Here is a 15,230-nt window from a genome sequence, read left to right as displayed (position 1 = left end):
TTAGTCAATCGCTGGTATCGCGGCCGCGTGCGTGTCGCGCATGATCGGCAAATGCGCAAGGATCCGGGCCATCGGCGTTTCAAGCGACTGCGCTAGCGCTGCGTGTCCAGTCGGCGTGAAGTGGATGTCTTTTGGCCAGCGCAGGCGCCGCCGTTCCGCGGGTTCGATGTTGAGCAAGTCGGGCAGCGGATCGTGGAGGTAGCATCCGAGCTCGTCGGAAAGCTCGGTAAAGCGAGCCTGGTAGGCGGACGCATCGCAAGTCTGGTCGAGGTGCTGGGGTAGCGGCAGCGGCATCAGCAGCACCGGCTTATCGATCGCGCCGACCCATTGCGCGAGAATGGCACGCATCAGCTGCCAAGATGGTGTGGATGGCGAATCGTAATGTGGCACCGGCTGGTATTTCGATACCTTCTGAACCATTTCACGTATCCCAAGCGCGGCGGCCAGCCTGCGCAAGTTCAAGAAACGCCCACCCTGGTCAACGGCGGCGCGCTGGGCGGCGCTTAACTCGTGATCCTCGTAGGGTTCGCGCCGCGGCGGGACTTGTCGCAGGTTCAATCGACCGTCGTCTAGTTCGTAATAGGGTTTGGCGTAGACGCGTTCGCGGCCGTGTTCGTCATGATGGAGACGAAACTGCGCAACAACACGCCGGATATTTTCAACGAACACCGCGATGACGACCAAGTCGTGTTCAATGCCTTTGGCAAACTCACGCCAGATCAGGTATTGCTGGTCGGTTCCCGTCGAGGACAGCCCGAAATTATAGATGTCGACCGGCGCTGCACCCGCTGATCCAAGGCGCGTCTCCAACAGTTCCGTATAGCGTTGGCGATTCATCACGGCGTTGCCTGCCGTGAACGAATCGCCAAATACCAGAACCCGTCGGTGCCCCGGCGTGCGGGCCTTCACGAACGGCTGGTCGGACCGAAATCCATGCTCATTCACCTGCATCAGATACCCGCCACCTTCATGCGGTATTCGCGCTCGCAGATTAGGGATATAGCGATAGCCGACGATCGGATGATATTCATAGAGTTGCCTCATTACTCCCCCCAGGTTGTTAGATTGGCAGGAACAATGTTGTGCTTTAAGCCTCAATTTGACTTGGATAAATCGCAATGTCCCAAAGGTTCTATTCGCTTTCTCGCTATTCTTTGAGCCAAAACGAGTGTTTCGTTATGCCGCTTGGCCTTCACATTTTTTTGAGGTGTTTGGAACGTCTGGCAGCCTGCATCGAGGCCGCCTTTTCGGCAGACTGTCCCGCGTTTCTTGCGGTTCGTCGCAAGTCGGTAGAGAACGGAGGGCGGACTCGTTAAAGTTCAACCATACCAAACCACTTCACCACCAGGAGCACACCATGAAAGTCATGAAAAATTTCGAAGCAGCCTTCGTCGCAGCAGCAGTTCTCGCCACGTTCGCCAGCTACGCCACCGCCAATGAATCGGCCCGCATCGCCACCGCGCCAGTGGCCGCGCACACCGTCACCGTCGACGCACCGATGCAAGTCGTCGTCATCAAGGGCCAGCGCCTGACCGCGGCACAGAAAGCCAAGCTGGGCGCGTAACAGAGCGCATGCGCAAGGTGATTGCAACGTCGGCGACTCGCGGCTGGGGAGCTCCCCGCCAAAGTTCGCTAAGAATGGCTGTCGACTTGGTACAATTGCGGTCTCGACAAACCGGCAATCCATCATGATAGACATCCAGCTTCTCCGCAAAGACATCGACAATGTCGCCGCCCGCCTGGCAAGCCGCAAATTCGTCCTCGACGTGGCAGCGTTCAACGCCCTCGAAGCCGAACGCAAGGCGATCCAGACCCGTACCGAAGATTTGCAGGCCAAGCGCAACGCGCTGTCCAAGCAGATCGGCATGCTCAAGGGTAAAGGCGAAGACACCGCCGGCGTGATGGCCGACGTGGCCGGCCTGGGAGACGAGCTCAAGGCGAACGAAGCGTCGCTGTCGGAAGTGCAGGCCAAGCTGGCCGCCTTCATGGAATCGGTCCCCAACCTGCCGCACGCATCGGTGCCGGCCGGACAGGACGAAACCGGCAACGTCGAAGTGCGCAAGGTCGGCACGCCGCCGGTATTCGATTTCGAGGTCAAGGACCATGTCGACGTCGGCGCCGGCCTCGGGCTCGATTTCGAAGTTGCCACCAAGCTGACCGGTTCGCGGTTCTCCGTGATGAAGGGCGGCATCGCCCGCATGCACCGCGCGCTGGCCCAGTACATGCTCGACATTCACACGGGCGAGCATGGCTACACCGAATGCTATACGCCCTACATGGTCAACGCCGATTCGCTGCGCGGCACCGGCCAGCTGCCGAAATTCGAGGCGGACCTGTTCTCGGTCAAAAAAGGCGGCGCCGAAGGCGAGGGCGAGACGTTCTACCTGATCCCGACGTCGGAAGTGACGCTGACGAACATGGTGCGCGATGCAATCGTCGCGTTCGATGACTTGCCGATCAAGATGACCGCGCACACGCCATGCTTCCGTTCGGAAGCGGGCAGCTACGGCCGCGACACGCGCGGCATGATCCGCCAGCACCAGTTCGACAAAGTGGAGTTGGTGCAGGTTGTCCATCCCGACACGTCGTACGACGTACTGGAGGAAATGGTCGGCCACGCGGAAACGATCCTCAAGGGCCTCGGCTTGCCGTATCGCGTGATGTCGCTGTGCACCGGCGACATGGGCTTTGGCGCGTCCAGGACGTACGACCTGGAAGTGTGGCTGCCGGCGCAGAACACCTACCGCGAGATTTCGTCGCTGTCGAATTGCGAAGCGTTCCAGGCGCGCCGCATGCAGGCGCGCTTTCGCAACGCCCAGGGCAAGCCGGAACTGCTGCATACGCTCAACGGCTCCGGCCTGGCAGTGGGACGCACGCTGGTGGCGGTGCTGGAGAACTACCAGCAGGCCGACGGCAGCGTTCTGATTCCGGCGGTGCTGCAGCCGTACATGGGCGGGCTGGAGCGGTTGACGCCAGCTGGCTCAACCGCGCGGAACGGCTGACCAGGGGCGTGTAAAGTTGCCTAAAAAAAGCTCTTCCGTTTTTCGGCAGGTTTGCTATAATTCTGTCCTCGCAGCAGCAAGCGAGAACAGCAAGGCCCGGATCAGGAAAGGTGGCAGAGTGGCCGAATGCACCAGACTCGAAATCTGGCGTACGTTTAGGCGTACCGTGAGTTCGAATCTCACCCTTTCCGCCAGTAGCAGGAAAAAAGCTCCCAAACGGGAGCTTTTTTTTCGCCTTCTCATAGTGGAAACCAAAGATACCGCGTCCGCCAGGAATGACGCCGACGTCACACCCATAAACGATACAGCCAGAACGATTCGTCTTCGGCAAACCGGTCGGCAAATCCGGTAGGTGAAAAGCCGGTGACGCGTTTCGCCACCCTGCTCATATGCGCCTGATCGGCAAATCCTTGGTCTTGCGCCAGCGCCGCCCAACCGAACGGCTGGCCATTCTCGTAGCGTTCGCGCGCGGCGAAGAACAAGCCCTCCGTCCGGACCAGGGCTTGCCACTCGCGCAGCGACCTGCCACTGAACGATTTGATGCGCCGCTCAACGTGTCGTGGACTTTGCTGGCGCCGCCACTCCTGGGCCTTCCAAGCCAGCCGTTCGACCCAATGGCGTCCCAGCTGGCGCAAAGATGGCTCGGCCGAGGTGCGTCCTTGCAGCGCCTGCCAAGGCCCTGCAAGATGGCGTGTCAGCACGGCCATCACGTCCGCATCTTCGCTGGCGGTCAGCGCCTGCCACAGCGGCGACCATTTGCTGCCCAGCACCTGGCTCACCGGCAGAAAACGGTCCTGAATTGCAGCCAGCTCCACCTCGAACAGTGCTTGCGCCGCGTCCGCAGTAAAGCAGGCCATATAGCCGCGCCCTGAGGTCGGCGCCCAAGTGGCCGTTGGATGCGATTGACTGCCGGCGATGACGACCTGGGCGTCGAACGGGCGCCAGCGTGGGCCATGCTCACCTCGCTCAACCAGGCCAACGTCGGGGCCCTGAAACCACGAAATCGACACTAACGGCGATGCGGGAAAATGCGTCAGGCGCTGCGCATCGTTTAACGAAAGTCCTTTCGTATCCCTGGCAACCAGCGCAACCAATACCCCTTGCAATGCTGGCGGCGCCAAGCGCAACCACGCACCTGATTCGTCGTTCCCCTTGGCGCATGCGCGAGGCGCCCGCTCGAGCGGATCAGGGCAAAGCGATGCGCAGGTTGGGTTGTCAGAAAGCATAGCGTCCAAGTATAGCAAGTAAAAGTTTTCAATTCGTCATGTCGTTTGGGTTCAAGACAGCGACCAATCGGCATCCAATACTGGCCGCATGAAACCAACACCATCCAAATGCCCATACGAGGCCGCTGTCGATACCAATCCCCCAGCCGCGGCAGCAACGTGGCCACCCGGTCCGGCGAGCGGTTTGACTGGCTGGCGCCTGCTACGCGGCATGTCGAAAGATTTGTTGGGCACCGTGGCCGAATGGCGGCGCCGCTACGGCGATATCGTGCATGTGCGCATCTGGCCGGAGCGCCAAATCGTCGTATCCGAACCGCAGCTCGTGCGCGACCTGCTGGTCAACCATCACGAGCGGTTGATTCGCTGGGAGCGCGGCGTTCAGGTATTTTCACAGCTGCACGGGCACAGCGTGCTGACGACCGAAGGCGAGTTGTGGAAGTCCAAGCGCCAGGCGCTTGGCGCCACTTTCTCTCCGAAAGCCGTCCAATCATTTGTTCCCGCAATAACAAGCGCAGCTGCCAGGGCGTTTTCGCAGTGGCATGGCGACGACGAGACCTTTCCCGTGGAAAGCGCACTGACTTCGCTTGCCATGGACGTCATCGTGCGCATGATGTTTTCCAGCGACATCGATGAAGACGCTCGTATCGCCGAGCGGGCGGTGCACGACACGGCTCGCGCTGCGAATGCGGAAATGTACTGGCCGGCAAGTTGGCCCGACTGCATGCCATGGAAGGCAACCAAGCGGCGGGGGATCAAGGTGCTAAACGGCATGATCGACCGCTACGTCCAGGCGCGGCTGCGGCTGGCGTCCCAAGACTGGCCGGAGGATATGCTTACCCGGCTGCTGATATTGCACCGTGACGATCCTGTGGCGTGGCCGCTCAAAGCTGTGCGGGATGAATGCATGACGACATTTCTTGCCGGGCATGAGACCGCCGCAGCCACGCTGACCTGGTGGACGTGGTGCCTGGCCGCGAATGCTGATACGCAAGCGGCGGCGCGGCGGGAAGTCCAGGACACTTTGCAAGGCAGGGTACCAACCGCGAACGACCTGCCCAAGCTTCGCTATCTGACCCAGACGCTGCAGGAAACGCTGCGCCTGTATCCCTCCGTCCCCGTGCTGATGAGCCGCCGCGCGGTCGGGCGCATATCGCTCGGTCGATGGCAGCTACCGAAGCGCACCATGTTCATGGTGCCTGTGCAGCTGATGCACCACGATCCAAAATGGTTTCCCGATCCGCTCGCGTTTCGCCCGCAGCGCTTTTCCGAAGGCGTACCGGACATTCCGCGTGGCGCGTTCATGCCTTTCGGCACCGGCCCGCGCGTGTGCCTGGGGCAGCATCTGGCGTTGACCGAGATGATCGTCATTGCAGCGATGTTCTTGCAGCGCTTTGCGGTAACGGTACCGGTCGGAATATTCGCACCCGAACCCGTGTTTAACATCACCTTGCGGCCAAGCCAGCCGCTTTGCCTGACACTGTCGGCGTTTCCCGCATGACGACGCTGCGCGTATTTCATCGAACCACGGCGATCATCGTGGTGATCTTCGTTGTGGCGCACCTGTCGAATCACCTTGCGGCGCTGGCAAGCCTGGACGCTTACCAGCGTCTGATGGACCAGCTGCGACTGGTATATCGAGAGCCTGTCATCGAAGTCTTCCTTCTTGCTTGTGTCAGCCTGCAGGCCGCGACCGGCCTGCGGCTGGTTTGGCTGCGGCGCAAAACGCGATCCGGCCTGATTGAATTGCTCCAGGCCGGATCTGGCGCCTATCTGGCGCTGTTTTTGTGGATTCACGTTGCCGCAGTCTTGATGGGCCGCGCGGTGTACGGGCGCGATACTAATTTTCACTACGCCGCGGCAGGGCTTCACGTTTATCCGTTCGCGTATTTTTTGCGCCATATTACTTCTTCGCAGTCCTGGCGCTATTTGCTCATCTGGGCTGCGCCCTGTCCTGGTACGTCGGTTCAACGATTTGCCTGCGCCTTTGGGTCGTTGGCTTATTCGTCTGCATCGGCGTGCTGATATCGACCTTGATATGCGCAGCACTGATGGGCAGGATTTATCCGTACGAGGTTCCCGAGCAGTACAAGAACACCTATCGTCCGCAGCGATAGCCAACCATCATGTTCAGGGAGAGACAATGCAAACAATCCTTCTTGCTGCCGGCGTGCTTGCCATCGCCATCGGCCTGGTTCACTCCGTGTTCGGCGAAGCGCTGATATTCCGCCACGCGCGAAAAGGCGCACTTGTTCCAGCGATGGCGGCACCGCCACTTCGCGCCAGGCACATCGGCATTCTCTGGGCAACCTGGCACCTGGCGACTGTATTTGGCTGGGCTTTCGCAGGCGTGATGCTCAGGCTGGCGCTCGATCCTGACGGCGCACCGGGCGCCGTTATCTTGAGCGCCGCGGTCTTCGCTAATCTGGCCGGGGCTTTGCTTGTGCTCGTTGGCACCAAAGGAAGGCATCCGGGCTGGATCGCGCTTTCAGCGGTGGCGGCGCTTATCTGGTTTGGCGTGAGTGCCGTCTAACCTTCGTCGCCAGGCGCTGGTGCCCGTGCAGACCATGAATGGTGCTGTGCGCCGAAAGCCAACGGAGTCGTGGCGCGCCAGGATTCGGCGCGATTGATCCGACGACGGGCGCTGAACAGGCCCCTGTGCTAGCCTTTCTGGAAGCTAGTTAACGGGGAGGCCGGCATGAAAAAATGGATGCGTGTGGCAATGGCGATGCTGGTACTGACGGCGAGTGTCGCGGCGGCGCAGACCGCACCGCCGGCGCAACGCCTGGAACTGCCCAGCGTACCGTCAGCAGACCTGGCCGACAACTCGGTTCAGTTTGTCGGCACCGCCACCGTGATCATCCGGATCGGCGGCATCACGATCCTGACCGATCCAGGTGACAAGGTACACCTCGGCTACGGACTGACCGCCACGCGCCTGACCGACCCGGCCATGAACCTGGAAGCGCTGGCGCCGATCGACCTGGTGATCCAGTCGCATTTTCACGAAGATCACTTCGACCGACTGGTGCAGCAAAAGCTCGACCGCAACCTGCCGATCGTGAACAATGCAGCGTCAGCGGAGCACCTGCGCAAGCTCGGCTTCAAGCGCGCAACGGGGCTGGCAACATGGGGCCGGATCGACATCGTCAACGGCGACACGACGCTGGCGGCGACGGCGATGCCGGGGCGCCATGGACCGCTGGCCGTGGCTGCATTGCTGCCCGACGTGATGGGCACGATGCTGGAGTGGCGCCGCGCCGCGGCGAAACCCTACCGGATGTATATCAGCGGCGACACGATGGTCTACGGCGACATCGACGAGATTCCCAAGCGTTACCCGGACATCGACCTGGCGCTGCTTCACCTGGGCGGCACGCGCGTCCTGGGCGTGGTGACGGTGACGATGGACGCCAGGGAACGCTTGCGCATGCTTCAGCTGATCGCTCCGCAGCGCGCCATCCCGATCCATTACGACGATTACGACCGCTTCGAGTCGCCGTTGACCGACTTCCACAAGGCGGTCAACGAAGCTGGCCTTGCGAACAAGGTGAGCTACCTGAAACGTGGCGAGACTTACCGCATTGGCGGTCAATAAATGACATTTGTAATGCGAAAGTCATGCTCTTTGGTTCTTGTCCGGTGATGTCATAGTCCCTAGACTCGGCTCATCTTGAACCGGAGGGACTATGACACTACCCAAGTCGACATGTTCACCTGGCAAACGAGCAGGGAATGACCCTGGAAATTGCCTTACCGATGAGAGCATGACGATGATACGAATTGTGATCGCCGAAGACCAGGCGCTGGTGCTAGGTGCGCTGGCGGCGCTGCTCGGGCTCGATGACGAGATCGAAGTGGTCGGCCGCGCCGTCAATGGCCAGCAGGCGCTGGCCTTGTGCCGCTCGGCCGCGCCCGACATCGTCCTGACCGATATCGAAATGCCATCGATGACGGGGCTGGAACTGGCGGCCGCGCTGGCAGAGGAGGGCTGCGCATGCAAGGTGATCATCGTGACGACGTTCGCGCGCGCCGGATACCTGCGCCGCGCCATGCAGGCCGGGTGCGCGGCTACCTGCTCAAGGACGCGCCGGCCGACTCGCTGGCTGCGGCCATCCGCACGGTACATGCCGGCGGGCGCGCCATTGCGCCGGAACTGGCGATGGAAAGCTGGGGCGGCGAACAGGATCCCTTGTCGGACCGCGAACGCCAGGTGCTGCGGCTGGCCGGGGAGGGCAAGAGCGGGGCGGAGATTGCCAAAGCGATTCACTTGTCCGAAGGCACGGTGCGCAATTACCTGTCGGAGGCCATCAGCAAGTTAAATGCAGGCAATCGCGTCGAAGCGTTTCGGCTGGCGCGCGACGCCGGCTGGTTGTGAACCGCTACAACCGAATAATTTTGTAGTTTTACAGTAACCTTGCGCCACAGAACGCCGCCTTCGTCGATAATGGCGGCAGTCCTTTCCTGATAGCGCCCATGCCCATCAACTCTGCGATTTCGCGTCCGCCTGCCGATAGCACAGCGAGCAACCCGCCGCCCGCGCGCGCCGCCTGGATCGTCGCTGCGGCGGTGTTGCTCGTTTCGTTGGCGGCAACCTACAGCGCCTGGCACACGGCGAACCAGCAACTGCAGGGCTTTCAGCAGACCGAGTTCGATTTCGCGGTGCGCCAGAGCTTGCGGCGCCTCGAACAGCGGATGTCGATTTACCAGCAAGTCGAACGCAGCACCCAGGCGTACCTGCTGGGATCGATGAATGTCGACGCCGGCGACTTCCGCCTGTTTGTGAAATCGCTGCGGCTCGACGAGAATTTTCCCGGCATCCAGGGATTAGCCCTCGTCAAGCTGCTGGAACCGTCGCAGGTCGATGCGCACGTCGCCGGCATGCAAGCGACGCACCCGGGCTACCAGCTCCATCCTGCCGCGCCACGCCCGGTGTACTCGTCGATCACGCACATCGAGCCGCTGTCCGGGTTGAACCTGCGCGCGCCCGGCTTCGACATGCTGACCGAGCCGAACCGCCGGGCGGCGATGGAGCGCGCGCGCGACACCGGCCAGGCCGCAGCATCGGGCAAGGTGCGGCTGATCCAGGAAGACGGCAAAGGCGAACAGGCCGGTCTCGTCATGTATTTACCGGTATATCGGCGCGGGACGCCGGTCGCTGGGCTGGCGCAGCGACGCGCCAACCTGATCGGCTGGGTCGGCGCGCCGTTCCGCATGGACGACCTGATGAACGGCCTGCGCCCTGAGCGCGCCGGCGACATCATCCTGTCGATTCACGATGGCACCGAGATGACGCCGGCGTCGCTGCTGTACAGCTCCGATTCGCCCAACTCGGCCGAGGCGCGGCATGCATCCTACTTCAGCACCACCCAGCGAATCGACGTCGCCGGCCGGCCCTGGACGCTGGCGCTGCGCTCGGCGCCGCTGCTCGAAAGGCGCCTCGCGTCGGATCGCCCGGATGTCATCGCGCTGGTCGGCAGCATCGTCAGCTTGCTGCTGGCGTTGCTGGTGTGGGCGCTGGCCTCGGGCCGCGGGCGAGCGCTGGCGCTGGTCGACGCCGTCACGCGCCAGTTGCGCGACAGCGAGTTTCGCTGGAAGTACGCGCTCGAAGGCGCCGGCGACGGCGTGTGGGACTGGGACCGCTCCACCGATGCGGTGGTGTTCTCGACGCGCTGGAAACAGATGCTCGGTTACGACGACGCCGACATCGCAGGCCAGGTGTCGGAATTCCAGCGCCTGATCCACCCGGACGATTTGCCGCCGGTGCGCGCCATCCTGCGCGCCTACCTTGCCGCCACCGGCGGCAACTACGAGGCCGAGTTTCGCATGCTGTGCAAGGACGGCAGCTGGCGCTGGATCCTGGCGCGCGGCATGGCCGTTACGCGCGATGCCGCGGGTCACCCGGTGCGCACGATCGGCACCCACACCGATATCAGCCGCTCGCGCGAGAATGCGGACGATTTGCGCACCGCCAACGCGCGGCTGGCGGCGGAGCGGCAAAGGGTGCAGGTAATCCTCGACCATTCGCACGACGCGTTTGTCGCCGTCGCACAAGACGGCCGCATCACCGACTGGAACGCCAAGGCGCAAGCGATGTTCGGCTGGACGGCGGCTGAAGCGGTGGGCCAGCAACTGACGGCGCTGATCGTGCCGGCAGATAAGCGCGCCGCCCACAGCGCCGTGTTCGCGCGCTTCCTGCACAGCGGCGACACCGAAGAGATCGGCAAGGTATTGGAGATTAATACCTTGCACCGCAGCGGGCGGGTCGTTCCCGTCGAGCTCGCGATCGGCCGCTTTCCCCAGGATGCCGGCCATGCCGTCAGCGCATTTATTCGCGACATCTCGGACCGCAAGCTGGCGCAGCGCCTTGAGCGCGACCGTTCGCGCGCGCTGGAAGAGGCGCGCACCGCGCTGAGCCACGCGCAGAAGCTCGAATCGGTCGGCAAGCTCACCGGCGGCATCGCCCACGACTTCAACAATGTGCTGCACATCATCGGCGGCAACGTGCAATTGCTGCAGCTGTTCAAGGGCCTTGACGAGCGCGTCAAGAAGCGTCTGGCCAGCATACAGGGCGCCGTCGACCGCGGCGCCAAGCTGTCGTCGCAACTGCTGGCGTTCGCGCGGCGCCAGCCGCTCAAGCCGGTGGCGGTCAACGCGCAGCGCGCCCTGCGCGACATGGATGACTTGCTGCAGCGCGCGATCGGCGAGCAGGTCGAGCTGGCGATCGTGTCCGAACCGGGACTATGGAATACGCTGGCCGACCTGGGCCAGCTGGAAAACGTCATTCTCAACCTGGCAATCAATGCGCGCGACGCCATGCCGGATGGCGGCACGCTGAAGATCGACTTGCGCAACGTCACGCTGCGCGCCGACGACACGCCGGCGTGGGTCGACGCGATTGCCGGCGACTACGTGCGCCTGTCGATCACGGACAACGGCGTCGGCATGCCGCCCGAGGTCGTCGCGATGGCATTCGAGCCGTTCTTCACCACCAAGCCGATCGGCTCGGGCACCGGCCTTGGCCTGAGCATGGCGTACGGCTTCGTCAAGCAAAGCGACGGCCACATCCATATCGAAAGCGCGCCAGGGCAGGGCGCCACCGTGGTGATCCATCTGCCGCGCTCGGATGCGCCGGACGAAGCGGCGCTGGCGCCCGCGCCGCTGATTGCCGTCGGCGGCAGCGAAACGGTACTGGTGGTCGAGGACGACGCCGACGTCAAGGCAACCGCGGTCGGCATGCTGCGCGAGCTTGGCTACCAGGTGCTCGAGGCCCACGACGGCGAAAGCGCGCTCGCGGTGATCGGTGGCGGCGCCGCCATCGACGTGCTGTTTACCGATGTCGTGATGCCCGGTCCCGTGTCGAGTACACAGCTGGCAGCGGCGGCGCGCGAGCTGCTGCCGCGCATTGCGGTGTTGTACACGTCCGGCTACACGCAGAATGCACTGACCACTGGCGGGCGCCTGCACGATGGCGTGCAGCTCATTGGCAAACCCTACCGCAGCGAACAGCTGGCGCACAAGGTACGCGAAGCGCTGGCAATCCAGGTGCAAAACGTTGGTGTAGAAAAGAATAATTCTAGGCGCTGATATATTCCTTGCATGGATTGACATTGATAGCTCGACGCTTTGCTGCCTGGCTCGCCTGTTTTGCGATCCTGTTGGCTGCGCTAGCGCCGTCGATTTCCCATGCATTCACGCCGTCGTCAGGCCAGACCTGGGCCGAAATCTGTACCGCCATGGCCTGCGCGTGGTCATGGTCGGCGACGACGGCGGCGCCCCCGCCGAACCGTCCACCAAACAGCCGTCCGCATGCCGACAGTTGGCGAGCTGTACCAGGGCTCGATCGGCGGCGACGCGATCGTCAACACCGACCCGAACCTGAAGCCCGAGAAATCGTGGACCGGAGAACTGAGCGCAGAACACAACGCCGGCAACGGCACGCTGCGCACCACCTTGTTTCTCGAACGCACGCGCGATGCGCTGCACTCCCAGGCGCTGACGCAGACAGTTACGACGGTTCGAAATGTCGATAGAATTCGTACCAACGGCGGGGAGTGATCGTGGCAAACGAGCGACCTCGGCATCAAAGGGCTGGAGCTCGGCAGCAGCGCCACCTATACTGATTCAATCATCACCGCCAACGGGGCTATGCAGCGAGCCTCGGCAAGCAGCAGCCGCGCGTGAGCGCCGCTGTCGGTATCGACAACCTGAACAATTGCAAGTACTGCGCTTTCCACCCGTACACCCAGCGCACCGTGGTGGCCGAGCTGAGGTTTGACCTGTGAAGGAACGCTGCAATGTAAACTATCGACACCGACATCGCGCGTTGCCGCAGCATCTGGTGGCGCATCCACTTCTGGGCGGCGCTGGTTGCGTCACCGTTCCTGCTGGTTGCCGCGCTGACCGGCATCCTCTACATTTTCACGCCGCAAATCGAGGCACTCCAGCTTGGCTGGCTCGACCAAATCGAGCCGGCCGGCGCGATGCGTTCGCTCGATGATGCAGTGGCGGCCGCCAGCGACGCCGCGCCCGCCGAATGGCGCCTGCAATCGGTGCTGCCGGCGTACGGCGAGCGCGATTCCGTGAAGGCGGTGTTCGTCGAGGATTCGGGCGCAGATGAAGGCCACCATCACGGCGCCGCCGTTGCCAAGCCGGCCGCCGTGCGCGCGCCGGCGCAGCCGGTCACGGTCTACGTCGATCCCTACACAGCGGCTGTGATCGGCACGGTGGCCAACGACAAGCGCTTCGGCAACTGGGCCAAGAACCTCCATTCGCGCCTGCTGCAAGGCGACGGCTGGCGCTGGATGATCGAGCTGGCCGCCAGCGCGATGATGGTCATGTTGCTGAGCGGGGTGGCGCTGTGGTGGCCGTCAGCCACGCAGCCAGCGCTGCCGCAGCCTGGCGCGCGTGGGCGCGTCGCCTGGAAGCAGTGGCATGCGTTTCTCGGCATTGCGTTGAGCGTGCTGACGCTGACGATCCTGGCCACCGGACTTACCTGGAGCAAGTATGCCGGCGAGCAGATCAGAAGCGCGCGCGATGCGCTCGGCCAGGCGCCGCCGCGTGTGCCGGCCGATCTGGAGTCCGCCCATCATGAGACCGGCCTGACATGGCAGGCGGCGTGGAACATCACGCGGCGCAGCGCACCCGATGTGGCGGTGCAGCTGACGCCACCGCGCGGCATGCACGGCGTCTGGCGCGCCAGCTCAGCCGATCCAAGCCGGCCGACGAAGAAATTCGACCTGGCACTAGACGCTGCCAATGGCGAGCAGCTGTATTTCGCCGGCTGGGACAAGCAGACCGCCTTCAGCAAGGCGACCGCGATCGGCATTCCGTTTCATCGTGGCGAGTTCGGCTGGTGGAACCAGGCGTTGCTGCTGCTGTTCGGCGTCGGCGTGCTGTTCTCGCTGATATGCGGGTGGGTGATGTATTTCAAGCGGCGCCAGCCGGGTTCGTTCGGCCTTCCGCGCCTGGTTCAGGGGACGTGGAGAGCGGCCGCCGCGCCGGCAGTGGCGGCGGTGGCGCTGTGCGTGCTGATGCCCGTGCTGGCCATTGCCACCGCGGCCGTGCTGCTCATCGAATTGCTGTTGCGCAGCCGAGGACCGGCTTCAGGGGGGATGGCCAGGTAGGCGTGCGATGCGTCGGCGGCCTGCGCCGGTCACCGGCGCAGTTGCTCCGGCGGCGCCGTCAGTACTCGTTCCGTCAAGTCGGAATCGATGCCGCGCATCTTCAAGAAAGTGCGCGCTACATCGGTGCCGAAAGCAGTCTTCATCGCGATCGCTTCGCGGACTTTTTCTTCGGTGTCGTGATCCTTGCGCTGATGCTGTTCTTCCATGACTATCTCCCGGTAAGTAATGCATTTATAGCACGAACGCAAGGTTGCGGGCGCATTTGAAAGCGTGCTGTGCCTGTTGTTTTCGATAGACGATTCGTTTGGCGAGGCTTCCGCGTGGCCGCAGCAACATCTTGAAACGATTGGACAATCGATCGTTCCGCACGGCATGCTACTGTGCCCGAACTCGACGGCAGGCGGCCACTCTAATGCTTGTCACAACATCATTCACAGAGCGTGCACCTTGAAAAACCGTCTTCTCACCATCGGCCCGATCGCGATGGCGCGCTGCCTGCTCGCCTGCCTTCCGATGCTCGCCGGATCGGCGCATGCACAGGATCGCGACTCGCTCGTCGACCTCATCAACGACTATCGCGCCGATCCGGGCAGTTGCGAAGGCTGGGAGGCGGACCCGGTGGCGCCGTTGGCGCAGCATCGCGCGCTAGGCCGGCTGTACGTCGGTCGCGGCGCAACGCTGCAGCAGGCGCTCGCGACGGCCGGCTACACCGGCGCCCACGCCAAGGCCATCTATATTACCGGCCCGCGCGATGCGTACGCCGCGATGGACGCCTTTCAGCGGGCTTACTGCAAGATCCTCCTCAGCACCGAATTTACCGCTGTCGGCGCCGGGCGCACCGGCGACACCTGGCAGGTTGTGTTTGCGCGCCCGGCAGCGCCGGCCCCGGTCGCCCGGCTGCCCGATGCGCGCAACACCAGCCAGATCCTGCTCGACGCAGTCAACCGCGCTCGCTCCACCGATCGCAGCTGCGGCAACCGGCACTTCGCCGCGGCGCCGGCGCTCACGCTTAACCGTTCGCTCGGTGCGGCGGCGCTGGCGCACAGCGTCGACATGGCCCGGCAGGATTACTTCAGTCACCAGGGCAGCGACGGCAAGGAAGTCGAGCAGCGCGCGGTCCAGGCCGGCTATCGCTGGCGCGGCATCGGCGAGAACATCGCGCTGGGGCAAAGCACGCCGGAAGAAGCGATGGCCGGATGGCTCGCCAGTCCGGGCCACTGCGCCAATATCATGAACCGCTGGTTCACCGAAATGGGCGCCGCCTTCGCCACCGGCGGCGCGCGCGACCGGTCGCGCATCTACTGGACGCAAGTGTTCGGCCAGCCGAAGTAATTCGACCGCAGGGCGTAAAATCGAGGCTGGCACGCACGCGATGCGTT

The 15,230-nt window shown here is 63.2% G+C and carries 14 protein-coding genes, 1 tRNA gene and 2 pseudogenes; 14 read left to right on the top strand and 3 right to left on the bottom strand.

All coding sequences use genetic code 11. The annotated features are described in order from the left end of the window. Positions 1–1,044 carry an SGNH/GDSL hydrolase family protein gene (locus ACP7DD_RS20150; RefSeq protein WP_426176587.1) on the bottom strand — a complete coding sequence of 348 codons (1,044 nt, stop codon included), beginning with the start codon at positions 1,042–1,044 and terminating at the stop codon, positions 1–3. A gap of 313 nt (positions 1,045–1,357) precedes the next feature. Here ACP7DD_RS20150 and ACP7DD_RS20145 point away from each other — a divergent pair, with 313 nt between their 5' ends. The 3 genes from ACP7DD_RS20145 to ACP7DD_RS20135 all read left to right on the top strand — a co-directional run bounded on the left by ACP7DD_RS20145 (position 1,358) and on the right by ACP7DD_RS20135 (position 3,196). Further along, a complete protein-coding gene (locus tag ACP7DD_RS20145; protein WP_426176585.1) occupies positions 1,358–1,564 on the top strand; it encodes a hypothetical protein in 207 nt (68 codons plus the stop codon). Between the two features lie 124 nt (positions 1,565–1,688). Next, a complete protein-coding gene (serS, locus tag ACP7DD_RS20140) occupies positions 1,689–3,002 on the top strand; it encodes a serine--tRNA ligase (RefSeq protein WP_426176584.1) in 1,314 nt (437 codons plus the stop codon). Between the two features lie 104 nt (positions 3,003–3,106). Beyond that, positions 3,107–3,196 (top strand) — tRNA-Ser (locus ACP7DD_RS20135). Positions 3,197–3,289: 93 nt separating this feature from the next. Here ACP7DD_RS20135 and ACP7DD_RS20130 read toward each other — a convergent pair. After that, entirely contained in the window at positions 3,290–4,228 is a 939-nt protein-coding gene (locus ACP7DD_RS20130) for a helix-turn-helix domain-containing protein (protein ID WP_426176582.1), read from the bottom strand. A gap of 88 nt (positions 4,229–4,316) precedes the next feature. On the opposite strand from ACP7DD_RS20130, the gene ACP7DD_RS20125 reads away from it, so the two are divergent. From ACP7DD_RS20125 to ACP7DD_RS20080, 10 genes and pseudogenes are all read left to right on the top strand, one after another. After that, a complete protein-coding gene (locus ACP7DD_RS20125; RefSeq protein ID WP_426176581.1) occupies positions 4,317–5,726 on the top strand; it encodes a cytochrome P450 in 1,410 nt (469 codons plus the stop codon). After that, positions 5,723–6,250 (top strand): hypothetical protein, encoded by a 528-nt coding sequence (locus ACP7DD_RS20120; protein ID WP_426176579.1) that lies wholly within the window; start codon positions 5,723–5,725, stop codon positions 6,248–6,250. The genes ACP7DD_RS20125 and ACP7DD_RS20120 overlap by 4 nt, the downstream gene beginning before the upstream one ends. 118 nt (positions 6,251–6,368) lie before the next feature. Beyond that, positions 6,369–6,758, top strand: a complete 390-nt coding sequence (locus ACP7DD_RS20115) for a hypothetical protein (RefSeq protein ID WP_426176578.1) — start codon at positions 6,369–6,371, stop codon at positions 6,756–6,758. A gap of 165 nt (positions 6,759–6,923) precedes the next feature. Continuing rightward, positions 6,924–7,823 (top strand): MBL fold metallo-hydrolase, encoded by a 900-nt coding sequence (locus tag ACP7DD_RS20110; RefSeq protein ID WP_426176577.1) that lies wholly within the window; start codon positions 6,924–6,926, stop codon positions 7,821–7,823. Positions 7,824–7,914: 91 nt separating this feature from the next. After that, positions 7,915–8,235: pseudogene (locus ACP7DD_RS20105) on the top strand (response regulator); the annotation flags it as partial. Then, positions 8,223–8,603: a DNA-binding response regulator gene (locus tag ACP7DD_RS20100; protein WP_426176575.1), complete on the top strand. Its 381-nt coding sequence runs from the start codon at positions 8,223–8,225 to the stop codon at positions 8,601–8,603. The pseudogene ACP7DD_RS20105 and the gene ACP7DD_RS20100, both read left to right, overlap by 13 nt. Positions 8,604–8,701: 98 nt before the next feature. Next, a complete protein-coding gene (locus tag ACP7DD_RS20095; protein WP_426176574.1) occupies positions 8,702–11,812 on the top strand; it encodes a CHASE domain-containing protein in 3,111 nt (1,036 codons plus the stop codon). An 8-nt stretch (positions 11,813–11,820) separates the two neighbouring features. Beyond that, positions 11,821–11,976 (top strand): annotated as a pseudogene (locus tag ACP7DD_RS20090) (DUF2946 family protein); the annotation flags it as partial. Between the two features lie 58 nt (positions 11,977–12,034). Next, positions 12,035–12,283, top strand: a complete 249-nt coding sequence (locus tag ACP7DD_RS20085) for a TonB-dependent receptor (protein ID WP_426176572.1) — start codon at positions 12,035–12,037, stop codon at positions 12,281–12,283. A gap of 248 nt (positions 12,284–12,531) precedes the next feature. Continuing rightward, complete coding sequence (locus ACP7DD_RS20080) at positions 12,532–13,851, top strand: PepSY-associated TM helix domain-containing protein (protein ID WP_426176638.1); 1,320 nt, start codon at positions 12,532–12,534, stop codon at positions 13,849–13,851. 29 nt (positions 13,852–13,880) lie between these two features. On the opposite strand, the gene ACP7DD_RS20075 is transcribed toward ACP7DD_RS20080, so the two are convergent. Continuing rightward, positions 13,881–14,057 carry a hypothetical protein gene (locus tag ACP7DD_RS20075; RefSeq protein ID WP_426176571.1) on the bottom strand — a complete coding sequence of 59 codons (177 nt, stop codon included), beginning with the start codon at positions 14,055–14,057 and terminating at the stop codon, positions 13,881–13,883. A 241-nt stretch (positions 14,058–14,298) separates the two neighbouring features. Between ACP7DD_RS20075 and ACP7DD_RS20070 the strand changes: the two genes are divergently transcribed. After that, on the top strand, positions 14,299–15,183 hold the full coding sequence (locus ACP7DD_RS20070; RefSeq protein WP_426176570.1) for a CAP domain-containing protein: 885 nt from the start codon (positions 14,299–14,301) through the stop codon (positions 15,181–15,183). Positions 15,184–15,230: the final 47 nt, after the last annotated feature.

This window comes from Massilia sp. TWR1-2-2, assembly GCF_049897565.1.
GTDB lineage: Bacteria > Pseudomonadota > Gammaproteobacteria > Burkholderiales > Burkholderiaceae_D > JAFCUW01.
The sequence above is the reverse complement of the archived record's forward strand: the minus strand, read 5'-3'. Positions and strand labels throughout refer to the sequence as shown.

Coding starts and splice junctions, on each gene's coding strand:
- ACP7DD_RS20150 (WP_426176587.1), bottom strand. CDS start 1,044: ATGAGGCAACTCTATGAATATCATCCGATCGTCGGCTATCGCTATATC.
- ACP7DD_RS20145 (WP_426176585.1), top strand. CDS start 1,358: ATGAAAGTCATGAAAAATTTCGAAGCAGCCTTCGTCGCAGCAGCAGTT.
- serS (WP_426176584.1), top strand. CDS start 1,689: ATGATAGACATCCAGCTTCTCCGCAAAGACATCGACAATGTCGCCGCC.
- ACP7DD_RS20130 (WP_426176582.1), bottom strand. CDS start 4,228: ATGCTTTCTGACAACCCAACCTGCGCATCGCTTTGCCCTGATCCGCTC.
- ACP7DD_RS20125 (WP_426176581.1), top strand. CDS start 4,317: ATGAAACCAACACCATCCAAATGCCCATACGAGGCCGCTGTCGATACC.
- ACP7DD_RS20120 (WP_426176579.1), top strand. CDS start 5,723: ATGACGACGCTGCGCGTATTTCATCGAACCACGGCGATCATCGTGGTG.
- ACP7DD_RS20115 (WP_426176578.1), top strand. CDS start 6,369: ATGCAAACAATCCTTCTTGCTGCCGGCGTGCTTGCCATCGCCATCGGC.
- ACP7DD_RS20110 (WP_426176577.1), top strand. CDS start 6,924: ATGAAAAAATGGATGCGTGTGGCAATGGCGATGCTGGTACTGACGGCG.
- ACP7DD_RS20100 (WP_426176575.1), top strand. CDS start 8,223: ATGCAAGGTGATCATCGTGACGACGTTCGCGCGCGCCGGATACCTGCG.
- ACP7DD_RS20095 (WP_426176574.1), top strand. CDS start 8,702: ATGCCCATCAACTCTGCGATTTCGCGTCCGCCTGCCGATAGCACAGCG.
- ACP7DD_RS20085 (WP_426176572.1), top strand. CDS start 12,035: ATGCCGACAGTTGGCGAGCTGTACCAGGGCTCGATCGGCGGCGACGCG.
- ACP7DD_RS20075 (WP_426176571.1), bottom strand. CDS start 14,057: ATGGAAGAACAGCATCAGCGCAAGGATCACGACACCGAAGAAAAAGTC.